The following is a 15843-nucleotide window of genomic DNA, read 5'->3' on the forward strand; positions in this document are numbered from 1 at the left end:
GATTCGTTGTCCGTGACGCGCGATTTCCTTAATCTGAACCTGTAGTTCGTGTGACACCTCCTTGACTGGGATTCGCGCCCGCTGCTTGCAGCGGGCGTCTTTTTTGGTGCGCTGCATCTCATGCCGGCCACGGCGGGGTTGGTGGTGCGCGGCGACTCGCCTATGCTGGTTGCTGCGTGTCCGCGCGGCGGTCCGGATCGGCCGGACCGGTGACGTTTCGATGACATGCCACGTCAAGGAGAAACACCATGAGCAAACCCGCGATCGTGCTCGTGCACGGCTTCTGGGGCGGCGCCGCGCACTGGGCAAAAGTGATCGTCGAACTTGCGCGCAAAGGGCATGTGTCGCTGCATGCGGTCGAGATGCCGCTGACATCGCTCGCCGACGACGCTGAACGCACGCGCAAGATGGTCAGTCAGGTGGACGGCCCCGTGCTGCTGGTCGGCCATTCGTACGGCGGCGCGGTGATCAGCGAGGCAGGCAACCTGCCGAACGTCGCGGGCCTCGTGTTCATTGCCGCGTTCGCGCCGGACGCCGGCGAAAGCCCCGGCGCGATCACGCAGGAACACCTGCCGGTGGCCGCGCCGAATCTCGCACCCGACAGCGACGGTTATCTGTGGCTCAAGCCAGACAAATTCCACGAGAGCTTCTGTCAGGACCTGTCGTCGGACGAAGCGCTCGTGATGGCGGTCACGCAGAAGGCGCCGCTGGCGAGCACGTTCGCGGACACCGTCAGCACACCCGCGTGGCGCACGAAGCCGTCGTGGTACCAGATCTCGAGCGAGGACCGGATGATCGCGCCGGAGAACCAGGAGCGGATGTCGGCGCGGATGAATGCGCGCAAGGTCATCACGCTCGATGCGAGCCATGCGTCGCTCGCGTCGAAACCGGTGGCGGTCGCCGCGCTGATCGACGAGGCGGCCGCGTCGCTTGCCGGATAAGGAGGAGATTCGCGGGAAGGGCGCAGCGCCATGCCGCGCCCGCGGCCGGCACGGCTCATCACGAAACCCGCTGAGCAAAGCACCATTTGTTGGTTCGAATTCGCCGCATGCGCTGATACGTTAGCGGCTTCGCGACCCACACGCGTCGCGATGTTCCTCGAACCGGGCCGCCGCGCGATCCGCGGCGGCCTTCATAACAAGACAGGTCGTGCTCATGAAATTCCACACTCTCGCTACGTGGCTCGTCGGGGCCGCGCTCATTACCGCCGGCACCGTCGCGCATGCGGATCGCCTCGACGACATCAAGAAGGCCGGCGTGCTGCGCGTCGCGACGTTCGACAGCAACCCGCCGTTCGGTTATGTCGATGCGAAGAACAACCACATCGTCGGTCTCGACGTCGACTATGCGAAGGCGCTTGCCGACAAGCTCGGCGTGAAGCTGCAACTTCAGCCAACCAACCCCGCGAACCGCATTCCGTTCCTGACCTCCGGCAAGGTCGATCTCGTGCTCGCGAACTTCACGATCACCGACGAGCGCGCGAAGCAGGTCGACTTCAGCATTCCGTATTTCTCGTCGGGCCAGCAGTTTCTCGCGAAGAAGGGCGTGCTGAAATCGGCCGACCAGTTGAGCGGCTTGCGCGTCGGCGCGGACAAGGGCACGACGAACGAGATCACGCTGCGCGAGAAATTCCCGAAGGCGACGATCGTCGCTTATGACGACACGCCGTTCGCGTTCGCCGCGCTGCGCGCGGGCAACGTGCAGGCGATCACGCAGGATGGCCCGAAGCTGATCGGCCTGCTCGCGAACGTGCCCGACAAGCAGAACTACGAGATCCCGGCGTTCACGATCTCGAACGACTACATGGGCGTCGGCGTGCCGAAGGGCGAGACGCGCCTGCTCGGCTTCGTCAACGACACGCTGAAGGGGCTCGAGGCGAACGGCCGCGCCGTGCAGATCTACGACGCATGGTTCGGGCCGACGACGAAGACGCCGCTCACGCGCATCTTCCGTATCGGCGACAAGACCTGATTCACGCCGCACGCGCGCCGCGATCTGCCGGAACATCGGCGTCGCGGCGCTTTCCGTTTTCTTCCGATCGCGCTTAGTGCGCGCACCCCAGCATGCTCGGGTTGGCTCCCAAATATCTGTCCTGGCTCTGGCAGGGTTTCCTGCTGACACTCGGCCTCGCGGCCGCGTCGGCCGTTGCCGCGACCGCCGGCGGGCTGTTGCTCGCGGTCATGCGTCACGCGCGAAGCACGGCGCTGCGCATGGCGGCGTCCGCGTACGTCGTCGCGTTCCGCAACACGCCGCTGCTCGTGCAGTTGCTGTTCTGGTATTTCGGCGTGGCGTCGCTGCTGCCCGACACGTGGATCGCGTGGCTGAACGCACGCCATGCAGTGAGCGCTGGCCCGTTCACGCTCGCATGGCCGTCGTTCGAATTCGTCGCGGGCTGGGTCGGGCTGAGTGCGTACACGGCCGCGTTCGTCGCCGAGGAATGTGAAGCCGGCCTGCGCGGCGTGCGACGCGCACAGCATGACGCGGCGGCGGCGCTGGGCCTCACGCCGATGCAGTCGCTGCGTTATGTGGTGCTGCCGCAGGCCGTGCGTATCGCGTTGCCGCCGCTGTGCGGTCAATACATGAATCTCGTGAAGAACTCGTCGCTCGCGATGGCGATCGGCGTGGCCGAGCTGTCGTATGCATCGCGGCAGGTCGAAACGGAAACGTTCAAGACCTTCGCCGCGTTCGGCGTCGCGACCGTGCTGTACGTCGCGGCGGTGGCCGCGATCGAGGCCGGCGCATACGCGGCCACGCAATGGCGCGACAGGCTGGGAGCGGGGCGCTGACGATGGACTTCTCGCTGCTGCTCGCCAACCTGCCATACCTGCTGGTCGGCGCATTCCCGGAAGGCCCGCTCGGCGGCGCCGCGCTGTCGCTGGTGCTCGCGATCGCGTCCGCCATTGCGTCGGCCGTGCTCGGTGTCGCGCTCGGCGTCGCGATGGCGCTCGCGCGTGGCCCCGTACGCGTGCTGCTGCTCGCGTTCATCGGCTTCTTCCGCGCGATTCCGGTGCTGATGCTGATCTTCTGGACGTATTTCCTGATGCCCATGCTGCTGCACATGGACGTGCCGGGGCTCGCGACGGTCGTCTGCGCGCTCGCGCTGATCGGTGGCGCGTATCTCGCGCATGCGGTGCATGCGGGCATCGTCGCGGCGGGCGACGGGCAATGGCAGGCCGGGCTGTCGCTCGGGCTCACGCGCTGGCAGACGGTGCGCTACGTGCTGCTGCCGCAGGCGATCCGGATCATGACGCCGTCGTTCGTAAACCAGTGGGTCGCGCTCGTGAAGGACACGTCGCTCGCGTATATCGTCGGCGTGCCGGAACTGTCGTTCGTCGCGACGCAGGTGAACAACCGGCTGATGGTGTATCCGGCGCCGATCTTCCTGTTCGTCGCGGTGATCTATCTGGTGCTGTGCACGTCGCTTGACGGTGCGGCACGCTGGCTGCTGTCGCGCGGCCCGCGTGCGGAACGCGTCGGGCAGACGACGGCCGAGCGCACGGAGCCCGCGCGGTGACGATGCATCACGGCCGTGGCCGTGGAGAACGTCCGGCGACGAAACGTCAGTGATCTGCTACGGACTGCACGCCGCGCAGGTCGGGCGCGGCGTGCAGATCGGACAAGAAGGGCAGACGACTGGCCGCTTGCGCCGCCGCTTCCGGCGCGACGGCGGGCGGCACGCGCGTCACGACGCCGTGTAGTGCGTGTTGAAGACCGCGCGCAGCGTTGACTTGTCGGTCGCGAAATCGCCCCACAGCGGGCCGTCGTTCTGCGCGAACGCGAACGGCGTCGTATCGATCGACGCGAGGCGGAAGCGCCATTGCGCCGCTTCCTGGCGGAACGCGGTGAGCTGCATGTCGGACAGCGCCGTCTGCGCACTGGCGAGCGTGACGAGCGGGTCGACCGGATTGTTCGCGACGCGCACCTCGAAATGCAGGTGCGGGCCCGTTGCGGCACCCGTCATCCCGACCGAGCCGATCCGCTGGCCCTGCTTCACGCTTTCACCCGTCTTGAGGCCGCGCGCGAACGCGGACAGGTGCGCGTAGTAGGTCGAGTAGCCGTCCGCGTGATCGACGATCACGTAGCGGCCGTAGCCGCCCGGATCGAAACCGGCGAACGATACGACGCCGTCGGCCGCCGCGTCGACGGGCGTGCCGGTCGGCGCGGCGAGATCGACGCCCGTATGGAACGCCATCGCCTGCGACAGCGGATGGATGCGTTCGCCGAAGAACGAGCTGATGCGCGTCCACTTGACCGGCATCGTGAACGCGGCGGCTTCGAGCGGCGAGCCGTCGAGCGCGTAGTACGCGCCGTGTTCGGCACCGGGCGCACGGAACCAGATCGCACCGAACGTGCGGCCGGCGACGCGCAACTCGAACGCGGTGAGGCGCGGCGTACCGTCGTTGGTGTCGAACGCGACGCGGTAATAGTCGCCGCGCTGCGCACTCGCGCGCATCGCGACCTTGCCGGTGACGAGATCGCCGAGCTGGATGCGCACCTCGGGCGGCACGTCGAGACGGTTCAGCGTATCGGACAGCGTGAGCTCGATGTTGCCCGCGCGCATTCCGTGCTGGCTCTCGGGCGGTGCGAGCTGGAACAGGCTCGCATAACCGAGCATGTCGTTGCGGTGTGCGCTGAGCGGTGCGAACAGGCCCGGCTGCAGGCTGCGGTCGTTGCGTTCGACGTGTTCATTGCGCTCGCCGATCGTGCGGGCGAGTTCGCTCGTCACGAAATGCTGCGCGGTGGGAAACGGCGTGTCGGACAGCACGCGCTGCGGCAGTGCGGCGGTGCCGGTATCGACGGCGCCCGGCAGTTGCGACACGGCCGGTAGCGCGGCGGCGAGACCGAGGGCGGCGAGGGCACCGAGCACGGCGGCCGGCACGAGCGCGCGCACGACGCGCTGCGCGCGGCCGGGCGCGAAAGCATCAGGAGTTGCGGCAGACTTGACCAAGGTGTCCACATCCAGGAGAGCGGTTCAAGGGGGTGTGGGCAGGGGCCGACGGCGGCACAACCGTCGAAGGGCGACGGGGCGGGCGGCGGGCGTGCAACAAAACAGGCCCCGCCAGGGGCCTGTGTCGTTTCCGTTCGACCCAACGCGCGGGGCGGGCCCGCTTCGAACGGCGGCGTGCATACCGGGTCGAACCCGGTTATCACGAAGACGCTAAAGAAAGATGACAGCGTCAGTCTACCGATGTTCCGCGAAACGTTAAAAATTTTAAAGGGGGTCAGCTCGTTCGTTTCGCAGTGCGGTAAATCGGGTTAAATCAGCATTTGTTACGACGATTTTCGTCAGTCCGGCAATTTTTGCGCGCGGCCGCGCAGCGCGGCGGACATGCGGACGGTGTCGAAACCGGCGTCGAGCATCGCCTCGGCGTCGTTCCACAGGTTGCCGCGCAGCCGGTTGGTCCAGATCATCGACGCGAACACGCCTTCGAGCAGCGATACGAGATAGACGGCGGCCAGGTGCACGTCGAGATCGGCGGCGAGCTCGCCGGCCGCGATCGCGCGGCGCAGCAGCGCCTTCGTGATCCGCAGCATCTGCAGTTCGAGCAGCATGCGGCGCCGCTGCAGCGCGCCGTTTTCCTCGCTCTGCTCGCATTTCGTATAGAGGATCACGAGCACGCGCTGCATCGGCCCCGGCTCGCCGCATTCCTGCAGGTAGTGCGACGCGGCGCGTCGCAGCGTGGCGAGCGGCGGCAGGCCGTCGCCCGCGTCGAAACCTTCAGACGTGCGCGCGAACGCGCGGTCGCACATCGCGAGACACACTTCCATCTTGTTGCGGTAGTGGCCGTAGACGGCGCCCCGCGACATCCCGGCGGCCTCGGCGAGGTCCGCCATCGCGGTCTGCGCGACGCCTTTCTCAAGCAGCACGAGCTCGGCGGCGTCGAGGATCCGGTGCTTGATGGCGAGCGATTCTTCCCGGGTCTTGCGGGCCATGTCGTGAGTTTCCTTTCAATTCGCTGTCGTTTTATTGAGACAGTGTGGCGGTCGGATTGAAACAGCGTTTAATTAATCAGTCGTGACTGATTATAATCGGCCACCCTGAGCCGCCGCATTGTATCGGCGGCGAACGATCCGAGGTCACACATGAATAACAATCGCTCCCTGTTGCGCCACGGGCTGGCGCCGTTCGCACTGGCGGCCGTGCTGGCCGTGGCCGGATGCGGAAAGGGCGACAAGGACGCAGCGCCGGAGACCGCGAAGCAGGCGACCGTCGTGACGGTGCGCCCGACGGCCGTGCCGATGACCGTCGAATTGCCGGGCCGGCTCGACGCATACCGGCAGGCGGAAGTGCGCGCGCGGGTCGCGGGCATCGTCACCGCGCGCACCTACGAGGAAGGCCAGGAAGTGAAGCAGGGCGCGGTGCTGTTCCGCATCGATCCCGCGCCGCTGAAGGCCGCGCGCGACGCCGCGCAGGGGGCGCTCGCGAAGGCGCAGGCCGCTTTGCTTGCAGCGAGCGACAAGCGCCGCCGTTACGACGATCTCGTGCGCGACCGCGCGGTGAGCGAGCGCGACCATACCGAGGCCGTCGCGGGCGACACGCAGGCGAAGGCCGAGGTTGCATCCGCGAAGGCCGAGCTCGCGCGTGCGCAGCTGCAGCTCGACTATGCGACCGTCACCGCGCCGATCGCGGGCCGCGCCCGGCGCGCGCTCGTGACCGAAGGTGCGCTCGTCGGCCAGGACCAGGCGACGCCGCTCACGACCGTCGAGCAGCTCGATCCGATCTACGTGAACTTCTCGCAGCCGGCCGCCGACGTCGACGCGCTGCGCCGCGCGGTGAAGAGCGGGCGCGCGACGGGCATCGCGCAGCACGACATCGCGGTGACGCTGCTGCGCGCGGACGGCACCGCATATCCGCTGAAGGGCAAGCTGCTGTTCAGCGATCTCGCGGTCGATCCGACCACCGATACCGTCGCGATGCGCGCGCTGTTCCCGAACCCGGAGCGCGAGCTGTTGCCGGGCGCGTATGTGCGGATCGCGCTCGATACGGCGGTCGACCAGCGGGCGATCCTCGTGCCGCGCGACGCACTGCTGCGCACGGCCGACCGCACGTCGGTGCGCGTGGTCGGCGCGAACGGCAAGGTCAAGGACGTCGAGGTCGCGGCCGACCAGATGAGCGGCCGTGACTGGCGCATCACGCGCGGCCTGACGGGCGGCGAGCGCGTGATCGTCGACAACGCCGCGCAGTTCGCGCCCGATACGGCCGTCAAGCCCGTCGAGAAGGCGTCGCCGTCGAAGGCGGCGCCGGCAGCGGCCGCTTCGCAGGCGGCCGCCCGTCAAACCTGACCGGTTCAAACCAACCACCATGGCACGTTTCTTCATCGATCGCCCCGTCTTCGCGTGGGTAATCGCAATCTTCATCATGCTGGGCGGCGCGTTCGCGATCCGTGCGCTGCCCGTTGCGCAGTACCCGGACATCGCACCGCCCGTCGTCAGCATCTATGCGACGTACCCGGGCGCGTCCGCGCAGGTCGTCGAGGAATCGGTGACCGCGCTGATCGAGCGCGAAATGAACGGCGCGCCGGGGCTGATGTATACGTCGGCGACGAGCAGCGCCGGGATGGCGTCGCTGTACCTGACGTTCAAGCAGGGCGTGAACGCCGATCTCGCGGCCGTCGAAGTGCAGAACCGGCTGAAGACGGTCGAGGCGCGGCTGCCCGAGCCGGTGCGCCGCGACGGCATCCAGGTCGAGAAGGCCGCCGACAACATCCAGCTCGTCGTGTCGCTGACGTCCGACGACGGACGGATGACCGACGTGCAGCTCGGCGAATATGCGTCAGCGAACGTCGTGCAGGCGCTGCGCCGTGTCGAAGGTGTCGGCAAGGTGCAGTTCTGGGGCGCCGAATATGCGATGCGGATCTGGCCCGACCCGGTGAAGATGGCCGGGCACGGCCTCACCGCGTCGGACATCGCGTCGGCCGTGCGCGCGCACAACGCGCGCGTGACGATCGGCGATATCGGCCGCAGTGCGGTGCCGGACAGCGCGCCGATCGCGGCGACCGTGTTCGCCGACGCGCCGCTGAAGACGCCGGCCGATTACGGCGCGATCGCGCTGCGCACCCAGGCCGACGGTTCCGCGCTGTATTTGCGCGACGTCGCGCGCATCGAGTTCGGCGGCAACGACTACAACTATCCGTCGTACGTGAACGGCAAGGTCGCGACCGGCATGGGCATCAAGCTCGCGCCGGGCTCGAACGCGGTCTCCACCGAGAAGCGCGTGCGCGCGACGATGGACGAGCTGTCCGCGTATTTCCCGCCGGGCGTGAAGTACCAGATTCCGTACGAGACGTCGTCGTTCGTGCGCGTGTCGATGAACAAGGTCGTCACGACGCTGATCGAGGCCGGCGTGCTCGTGTTCCTCGTGATGTTCCTGTTCATGCAGAACCTGCGCGCGACGCTGATCCCGACGCTTGTCGTGCCGGTCGCGCTCGCGGGCACGTTCGGCGTGATGTACGCGGCCGGCTTCTCGATCAACGTGCTGACGATGTTCGGGATGGTGCTCGCGATCGGCATCCTCGTCGACGACGCGATCGTCGTGGTCGAGAACGTCGAGCGCCTGATGGTCGAGGAAGGGCTCGGCCCGTATGACGCGACCGTCAAGGCGATGACGCAGATCAGCGGCGCGATCATCGGGATCACCGTGGTGCTGACGTCGGTGTTCGTGCCGATGGCGTTCTTCGGCGGCGCGGTGGGCAACATCTACCGGCAGTTCGCGCTGTCGCTCGCGGTGTCGATCGGCTTCTCTGCATTCCTCGCGCTGTCGTTGACGCCCGCGCTGTGCGCGACGCTGCTCAAGCCCGTGAACGGCGACCATCACGAGAAGCGCGGTTTCTTCGGCTGGTTCAACCGTTTCGTCGCGCGTGCGACGCAGCGCTACGCGACGCGCGTCGGCGCGATGCTGAAGAAGCCGGTGCGCTGGCTCGTCGTATACGGTGCGCTGACCGCGGCGGCGGGATTGATGCTTACGCAACTGCCGACCGCGTTCCTGCCGGACGAGGACCAGGGCAACTTCATGGTGATGGTGATCCGGCCGCAAGGCACGCCGCTCGCGGAAACGATGCAGAGCGTGCGCGAGGTCGAGTCGTATATCCGCAACGACGAGCCGGCCGCGTATACGTTCGCGCTCGGCGGCTTCAACCTGTACGGCGAAGGGCCGAACGGCGGGATGATCTTCGTCACGCTGAAGAACTGGAAGGAGCGCAAGGCCGAGCGCGATCACGTGCAGGCGATCGTCGCGCGCATCAACGAACGTTTCGGCGGCACGCCGAACACGACGGTGTTCGCGATGAACTCGCCGGCGCTGCCCGATCTCGGCTCGTCGAGCGGTTTCGACTTCCGGCTGCAGAATCGCGGCGGGCTCGACTATGCGACCTTCAGCGCCGCGCGCGAGCAACTGCTCGCGGCGGGCGGCAAGGACCGTGCGCTGACCGACCTGATGTTCGCCGGCACGCAGGACGCGCCGCAGCTGAAGCTCGACATCGATCGCGCGAAGGCCTCCGCGCTCGGCGTGTCGATGGAAGAGATCAACACGACGCTCGCGGTGATGTTCGGCTCGGACTATATCGGCGATTTCATGCACGGCACGCAGGTGCGGCGCGTGGTCGTGCAGGCCGACGGGCTGCACCGGCTCGATCCCGACGACGTGAAGAAGCTGCGCGTGCGCAACGCGCGCGGCGAGATGGTGCCGCTCGCGGCATTCACGACGCTGCACTGGACGCTCGGGCCGCCGCAGCTCACGCGCTACAACGGCTATCCGTCGTTCACGATCAACGGCTCGGCCGCGGAAGGCCACAGCAGCGGCGAGGCGATGACCGCGATCGAGCGGATCGCCGCGAAGCTGCCGGCCGGCATCGGCTTCTCGTGGTCGGGGCAGTCGTTCGAGGAGCGGCTGTCGGGTGCGCAGGCGCCGATGCTGTTCGCGCTGTCGGTGCTGGTCGTGTTCCTCGCGCTCGCGGCGCTCTACGAGAGCTGGTCGATCCCGTTCGCGGTGATGCTGGTCGTCCCGCTCGGCGTGATCGGCGCGGTGCTCGGCGTCACGCTGCGGATGATGCCGAACGACATCTATTTCAAGGTGGGGCTGATCGCGACGATCGGGTTGTCCGCGAAGAACGCGATCCTGATCGTCGAAGTCGCGAAGGATCTGGTCGCGCAGCGCATGTCGCTCGTCGACGCCGCGCTCGAGGCCGCGCGCCTGCGGCTGCGGCCAATCGTGATGACGTCGCTCGCGTTCGGCGTCGGCGTGCTGCCGCTCGCGTTCGCGTCGGGCGCTGCGTCCGGCGCGCAGATGGCGATCGGCACCGGCGTGCTCGGCGGCGTGATCACGGCGACCGTGCTCGCGGTGTTCCTCGTCCCGCTGTTTTTCGTGATCGTCGGCCGCCTGTTCGACGTCGGCCCGCGCCGGCGCGGCGGGGCGCAGCCGGCGACGATGGAGGGATCGCAATGATGTTTGCGCTGAAAACACGCGCCGCGCTGCGCGCTCAGCTCGCGCTGGCCGTCGCGCTCGCGCTCGCCGGCTGCTCGCTCGCGCCGCGTTACGAGCGTCCGGCGGCGCCTGTGCCGTCCACTTATGCGCCGGCCGACGGCAGCCTGGCGCCGGTCACGGCGCCGGGCACCGCGGCCGATGCCGCACTGCTCGACGACTGGCATGCGTATTTCACCGATCCGGCATTGCAGGCATGGATCGACGCGGCGCTCGCGAACAACCGCGACCTGCGGATCGCGGCCGGCCGGCTCGAGGAGGCGCGTGCGCAATACGGCGTGCAGCGTGCGGACCTGATGCCGTCGGTCGATGCGAATCTCGGTTATGAACGCGCGCGCCAGTACGACCCGGTCGTGCGCGAAAGCGCGATCAGCGGGCTGTATCGCGCGGGCGTCGGCGTCAGCGCGTACGAGCTCGACCTGTTCGGCCGCGTGCGCAACCTGTCCGACGCGGCGCTGGCCGACTATTTTGCGACGGCCGATGCGCAGCGCACGGTCCGTATCGGCGTGATCGCCGAAGTGGCGAGCGCGTACGTATCGGAGCGTTCGCTGCACGAGCAGCTCGCGCTGGCGCAGCGCACGCTCGATGCGCGCGAACGCATGGCCGCGCTCACGCAGCGCCGCTACGCGGCCGGCACGAGCGACGCGATCGAGCTGCGCTCGGCCGAGATGCTGGTGGCATCCGCGCGCGCGTCGCAGGCCGCGCTGCAGCGCGAGCATGCGCAGGCCGTGCGGGCGCTGCAGTTGCTCGCGGGCGACTTCGCGCGCAACGTGCCCGGCGACGCGACCGCGCTCGATACGTTGTCGATCGCGCCCGTGGCGCCGGGCGCACCGAGCGCGCTGCTCGAACGACGGCCGGACATCCGGCAGGCCGAGGCGCGGCTCAAGGCCGCAAACGCGCAGATCGGCGCCGCCCGCGCGGCGTTCTTCCCGCGCATCGCGCTGACGACCGACTACGGCTCGGTCAGCGACGCGTTCTCGAGCCTGTTCGCGGCCGGCACGAGCGTGTGGACGTTCGCGCCGCGCATCACGCTGCCGATCTTCGCGGGCGGACGCAATCGCGCGAACCTCGACGTCGCGAACGCGCGCAAGCACATCGCGGTCGCCGAATACGAGAAGACCGTGCAGACCGCGTTCCGCGAAGTGGCCGACGCGTTCGCCGCGCGCGACTGGATCGATCGCCAGCTGGCCGCGCAGCAGGACGTGTACACGGCGGACGGCGCGCGGCTGAAGCTCGCGGAGCGCCGCTACGCGGGCGGCGTCGCGACATATCTCGAACTGCTTGACGCGCAGCGCAGCACGTACGAGTCGGGGCAGGAGCTGATCCGCCTCAAGCAGCTCAGGCTCGCGAACGCGATTGCGCTGTATCGCGCGCTCGGCGGCGGCTGGGCGCCGGCGTCAGCGGAAGCCGCGGCTTCCGCGTAAGCCCGTTCGCCTGACGCCGCAGCGCGTCGGGCGGCAAGACGGCGGCGGCACGATTCGACGTGCCGCAGCCGATTCAACTGATACCGTTATCCGCTGAATCGCCGATCGCCAGCGGCGATACCTTTCCCCGTCGATCCCAGCCTGCCAAACGTTTTACGTCCCGAGACAGTGCACGCGTGCACCGTCCGGAACGTCCCGCCTTGCGCGACCGATCGTGTCGCAACCTGGCGCACACGTGTGCCGCGTCTCTTTCTTTCCCGCCTCATCCAGTCTGCGGACAAATTGCGTTCCGACGGCCGCGCATGCGTTCGATTCCCGATCGGGAATTGACGCTCCGATTAATCCATGTATTGGAATTAATGAGGGTGGCAAAGTGTCGCGGTAAAACGTTTGTATTTATGTCGCAATCGTTTGCGCGCTAAATTGGGGTTGATTGAGGCTCCGTTTTAATTTCCTGGTTGTTGAAAATGAATTGGGATTGGCGTTGTCGCTTGGCAACGATGGCGGCATTGGACAATGTTTTGTCTTTTGCGGGATGGATCTTGGGCGAGCCAATGCCAGCAAGGCTGGGCGGGGTGTCGATCGTTGCTGGCCGAAAATATCTTTAATCTTCAATTGGTTCCGTCAAATAAAAAAGGACTGCGGATAAAAAATACGGGATTGAAAATTGGCAGGAAAGAATGTGATTTTCAGGGGGTGAATTGGACATTGTCAGAGACATTTGACAATGATTTACAGAAATCTTTCATGATTATCTCGATAATGCCGCCTCGTGACGGACGGAAGCCAACCACACGCTGCCGTTTGTGTCCGCCACGTCGTCCAATCCATTTGCACTCCTTACGGGAAACGTCATGAAAAAAACCATCCTGACCGCTGTCGCACTCGCGGCCCTGTCGACCTCGGCCTTCGCAGCGGGCACCGGCACGATCAACTTCACGGGCGAGATCGTCGCGGGCGCATGCGGCATCGATTCGGGCTCGGTCAACCAGACCGTGAACCTCGGCAAGGTGCCGACCAACGTGTTCAAGCAGGCTGGCGACAAGTCCACGCCGACCAACTTCGACATCAAGCTGACCGACTGCGACACGAGCATCGCGCAGAACGCGTACTTCACGTTCACGGGCACGTCGAGCGCGGGCCAGCCGAAGCTGCTCGCCACGATCGGTTCGGCAACCAACGTCGGCATCCGCCTGCAAGCCGCGTCGGGCGAATACCTCGACAACGGCGCCGAACAGAAGGCCCCGACCGTGCTGCAAAACGGCACGAACATCGCCCGCTTCGCAGCCATGTACGAAGCGACGGCAGCCGGCGTCACGCCGGGTACCGCCGACGGCGTCGCGAACTTCACGGTCCGCTACCAGTAAGCCGCCGTACCGGGGAAGGGTGCGCGCACCCTTCCTCGTTCACATTCCTCCCGTTTTTCTCCTTCTCGGACTTCCGGTAGCGCCGCGTGCGAATCAGACATTCCTTCCTTTGCGTCTCCGTGCTGGTCGTCGGCAGCCAGAGCCATGCGACGGAATTCAATTCGTCGTTTCTGAACATCGACGGCACGAACAACGTCGATCTGTCGCAGTTCTCGCAGGCCGACTTCACGCTGCCGGGCGAATACATGCTCGACGTGCAGGTCAACGACCTGTTCTACGGGCTGCAGTCGATCGAGTTCATCGCGGTGGACGCGTCCGGGGCGGGCAAGCCGTGCCTGCGACCGGAGCTCGTCGCGCAGTTCGGGCTGAAGCCGTCGCTCGCGAAGGACCTGCCGCGCTTCCAGGGCGGACGCTGCGTCGATCTCGGTGCGATCGAGGGCGCGACCGTGCGTTACCTGAAGAGCGACGGGCGGCTCAAGATCACGATTCCGCAGGCCGCGCTCGAGTTCACCGATTCGACCTACCTGCCGCCGGAGCGCTGGTCCGAAGGGATTCCGGGCGCGATGCTCGACTATCGCGTGATCGCGAACACGAACCGCAATTTCGGTGCGGGCGGCGGACAGACGAATTCGATCCAGGCCTACGGGACGGTTGGCGCGAACTGGGATGCATGGCGCTTTCGCGGCGATTACCAGGCGCAATCGAACGTGGGCAACACGGCGTACGCGGACCGCACGTTCCGCTTCAGCCGGCTTTACGCGTTTCGCGCGCTGCCGTCGATCCAGTCGACGGTGACGTTCGGCGACGACTACCTGACCTCCGACATTTTCGACACGTTCGCGCTGACGGGCGCGTCGATCCGCAGCGACGACCGCATGCTGCCGCCTTCGCTGCGCGGTTATGCGCCGCTGATCGCGGGTGTCGCGCGCACCAACGCGACCGTGACCGTGTCGCAGGCGGGCCGCGTGCTGTACGTGACGCGCGTGTCGCCGGGCGCCTTCGCGCTGCAGAACATCAACACGAGCGTGCAGGGCACGCTCGACGTCGCGGTCGAGGAAGAGGACGGCAGCGTGCAGCGCTTCCAGGTGACGACGGCCGCGGTGCCGTTCCTCGCGCGTACCGGGCAGTTGCGCTACAAGGCCGCCGTCGGCAAGCCGCGCCTGTTCGGCGGCGCCGGCATCACGCCGTTCTTCGGCTTCGGCGAAATGGCGTACGGCCTGCCGTTGGACGTCACCGTGTATGGCGGCTTCATCGCCGCATCGGGCTACACGTCGCTCGCGCTCGGCGTCGGCCGCGATTTCGGCACGTTCGGCGCGGTGTCGGCCGACGTCACGCATGCGCGGGCGCGCCTGTGGTGGAACGGCGCGACGCGCAACGGCAACTCGTATCGCATCAATTATTCGAAGCACTTCGACGGGCTCGACGCCGATGTGCGCTTCTTCGGCTATCGCTTCTCCGAGCGCGACTACACGAACTTCGCGCAATTCTCGGGCGACCCGACCGCGTACGGCCTGGCCAACAGCAAGCAGCGCTACTCGGCGACGATGTCGAAGCGCTTCGGCGACACGTCGACCTATTTCTCGTACGACCAGACGACCTATTGGGCACGCTCGTCCGAGCATCGTGTCGGCCTCACGCTGACGCGTGCGTTCTCGATCGGCGCGCTGCGCAACGTGAACGTCAGCATGTCGGCATTTCGCACGCAGAGCGCGGGCGGAAGCGGCAACCAGTTTTCGGTCACCGCGACGCTGCCGATCGGCGGCCGCCACACCGTCACGTCGAACCTGACGACGGGCAGCGGCAGCACGAGCGTGAACGCGGGTTATATCTACGACGATCCGGACGGCCGCACCTACCAGGTCAACGCGGGCGCGACCGACGGCCGCGCGTCGGCGAACGCGAGCTACCGCCAGCGCACGTCGGCGTATCAGCTCACGGCACAGGCGTCGACGCTCGCCAACGCGTATGCGGCGGCATCGCTCGAGGTCGACGGCTCGTTCGTCGCGACGCAGTACGGTGTTTCCGCGCATGCGAACGGCAACGCGGGCGATACGCGGCTGCTGGTGTCGACCGACGGCGTGCCCGACGTGCCGCTGTCCGGCACGCTCGCGCATACCAACTCGCGCGGCTACGCGGTGCTCGACGGCATCTCGCCGTACAACGTGTACGACGCGACCGTCAACGTCGAGAAGCTGCCGCTCGAAGTGCAGGTGACGAACCCGATCCAGCGCATGGTGCTGACCGACGGCGCGATCGGCTTCGTGAAGTTCTCCGCCGCGCGCGGCAGCAACCTGTACCTGACGCTGACCGACCCGGCCGGCAAGCCGCTGCCGTTCGGTGCGTCGGTGCAGGACGCGGCGAACGGCAAGGAGCTCGGCATCGTCGGCGAGGGCGGCGCCGCGTTCCTGACCCAGGTTCAGCCGAAATCCACGCTTGCGGTGCGCGCGGGCGAACGCACGCTCTGCACGGTCGACGCACTGCCGAACCAGCTTCAACTCGAAGGCACGCCGATCCCGGTGACGTGCCAGACGCCCGGCGAGTCGCACGCAGCGGCCGCGCGGGTCGAACGATGATT

Annotated in this window: 11 protein-coding genes; 9 read left to right on the top strand and 2 right to left on the bottom strand. The window is 67.1% G+C overall.

Features of this window, described 5'->3' with window-relative positions:
* Positions 1 to 248: 248 nt before the first annotated feature.
* From H3H55_RS08670 to H3H55_RS08685, 4 genes are all read left to right on the top strand, one after another.
* Positions 249 to 941, top strand: coding sequence for an alpha/beta hydrolase (locus tag H3H55_RS08670; RefSeq protein WP_193098310.1), 693 nt, complete (start codon positions 249 to 251; stop codon positions 939 to 941).
* Positions 942 to 1155: 214 nt separating this feature from the next.
* On the top strand, positions 1156 to 1971 hold the full coding sequence (locus tag H3H55_RS08675) for an ABC transporter substrate-binding protein (RefSeq protein WP_129514511.1): 816 nt from the start codon (positions 1156 to 1158) through the stop codon (positions 1969 to 1971).
* A gap of 92 nt (positions 1972 to 2063) precedes the next feature.
* Positions 2064 to 2786: an amino acid ABC transporter permease gene (locus H3H55_RS08680; protein WP_193098311.1), complete on the top strand. Its 723-nt coding sequence runs from the start codon at positions 2064 to 2066 to the stop codon at positions 2784 to 2786.
* Between the two features lie 2 nt (positions 2787 to 2788).
* Positions 2789 to 3514 (top strand): amino acid ABC transporter permease, encoded by a 726-nt coding sequence (locus H3H55_RS08685; protein WP_193099470.1) that lies wholly within the window; start codon positions 2789 to 2791, stop codon positions 3512 to 3514.
* Between the two features lie 168 nt (positions 3515 to 3682).
* On the opposite strand, the gene H3H55_RS08690 is transcribed toward H3H55_RS08685, so the two are convergent.
* Entirely contained in the window at positions 3683 to 4948 is a 1266-nt protein-coding gene (locus H3H55_RS08690) for a M23 family metallopeptidase (protein WP_193098312.1), read from the bottom strand.
* Between the two features lie 338 nt (positions 4949 to 5286).
* Positions 5287 to 5934, bottom strand: coding sequence for a TetR family transcriptional regulator (locus H3H55_RS08695; RefSeq protein WP_129514514.1), 648 nt, complete (start codon positions 5932 to 5934; stop codon positions 5287 to 5289).
* 150 nt (positions 5935 to 6084) lie between these two features.
* Here H3H55_RS08695 and H3H55_RS08700 point away from each other — a divergent pair, with 150 nt between their 5' ends.
* The 5 genes from H3H55_RS08700 (at position 6085) to H3H55_RS08720 (ending at position 15841) form a co-directional block, all read left to right on the top strand.
* Complete coding sequence (locus H3H55_RS08700; RefSeq protein ID WP_193098313.1) at positions 6085 to 7284, top strand: MexX/AxyX family multidrug efflux RND transporter periplasmic adaptor subunit; 1200 nt, start codon at positions 6085 to 6087, stop codon at positions 7282 to 7284.
* A 19-nt stretch (positions 7285 to 7303) separates the two neighbouring features.
* Entirely contained in the window at positions 7304 to 10441 is a 3138-nt protein-coding gene (locus H3H55_RS08705) for a multidrug efflux RND transporter permease subunit (protein ID WP_193098314.1), read from the top strand.
* Complete coding sequence (locus H3H55_RS08710) at positions 10441 to 11901, top strand: efflux transporter outer membrane subunit (RefSeq protein WP_193099471.1); 1461 nt, start codon at positions 10441 to 10443, stop codon at positions 11899 to 11901. Before H3H55_RS08705 ends, H3H55_RS08710 begins: the two co-directional genes overlap by 1 nt.
* An 854-nt stretch (positions 11902 to 12755) precedes the next feature.
* Entirely contained in the window at positions 12756 to 13268 is a 513-nt protein-coding gene (locus tag H3H55_RS08715) for a fimbrial protein (RefSeq protein ID WP_193098315.1), read from the top strand.
* 119 nt (positions 13269 to 13387) lie between these two features.
* The gene (locus H3H55_RS08720) at positions 13388 to 15841 is read left to right on the top strand and encodes a fimbria/pilus outer membrane usher protein (protein WP_193099472.1); all 2454 of its coding nucleotides are present in this window, start codon (positions 13388 to 13390) and stop codon (positions 15839 to 15841) included.
* The last annotated feature ends 2 nt before the right edge of the window (positions 15842 to 15843 follow it).

The organism is Burkholderia sp. Z1 (assembly GCF_014893795.1).
Taxonomy (GTDB): Bacteria; Pseudomonadota; Gammaproteobacteria; order Burkholderiales; family Burkholderiaceae; genus Burkholderia; species Burkholderia theae.

What these genes read in the sequence shown, in the direction of transcription:
- H3H55_RS08670 (WP_193098310.1), top strand. Translation starts at nt 249, where the DNA reads ATGAGCAAACCCGCGATCGTGCTCGTGCACGGCTTCTGGGGCGGCGCC.
- H3H55_RS08675 (WP_129514511.1), top strand. Translation starts at nt 1,156, where the DNA reads ATGAAATTCCACACTCTCGCTACGTGGCTCGTCGGGGCCGCGCTCATT.
- H3H55_RS08680 (WP_193098311.1), top strand. Translation starts at nt 2,064, where the DNA reads ATGCTCGGGTTGGCTCCCAAATATCTGTCCTGGCTCTGGCAGGGTTTC.
- H3H55_RS08685 (WP_193099470.1), top strand. Translation starts at nt 2,789, where the DNA reads ATGGACTTCTCGCTGCTGCTCGCCAACCTGCCATACCTGCTGGTCGGC.
- H3H55_RS08695 (WP_129514514.1), bottom strand. Translation starts at nt 5,934, where the DNA reads ATGGCCCGCAAGACCCGGGAAGAATCGCTCGCCATCAAGCACCGGATC.
- H3H55_RS08700 (WP_193098313.1), top strand. Translation starts at nt 6,085, where the DNA reads ATGAATAACAATCGCTCCCTGTTGCGCCACGGGCTGGCGCCGTTCGCA.
- H3H55_RS08705 (WP_193098314.1), top strand. Translation starts at nt 7,304, where the DNA reads ATGGCACGTTTCTTCATCGATCGCCCCGTCTTCGCGTGGGTAATCGCA.
- H3H55_RS08710 (WP_193099471.1), top strand. Translation starts at nt 10,441, where the DNA reads ATGTTTGCGCTGAAAACACGCGCCGCGCTGCGCGCTCAGCTCGCGCTG.
- H3H55_RS08715 (WP_193098315.1), top strand. Translation starts at nt 12,756, where the DNA reads ATGAAAAAAACCATCCTGACCGCTGTCGCACTCGCGGCCCTGTCGACC.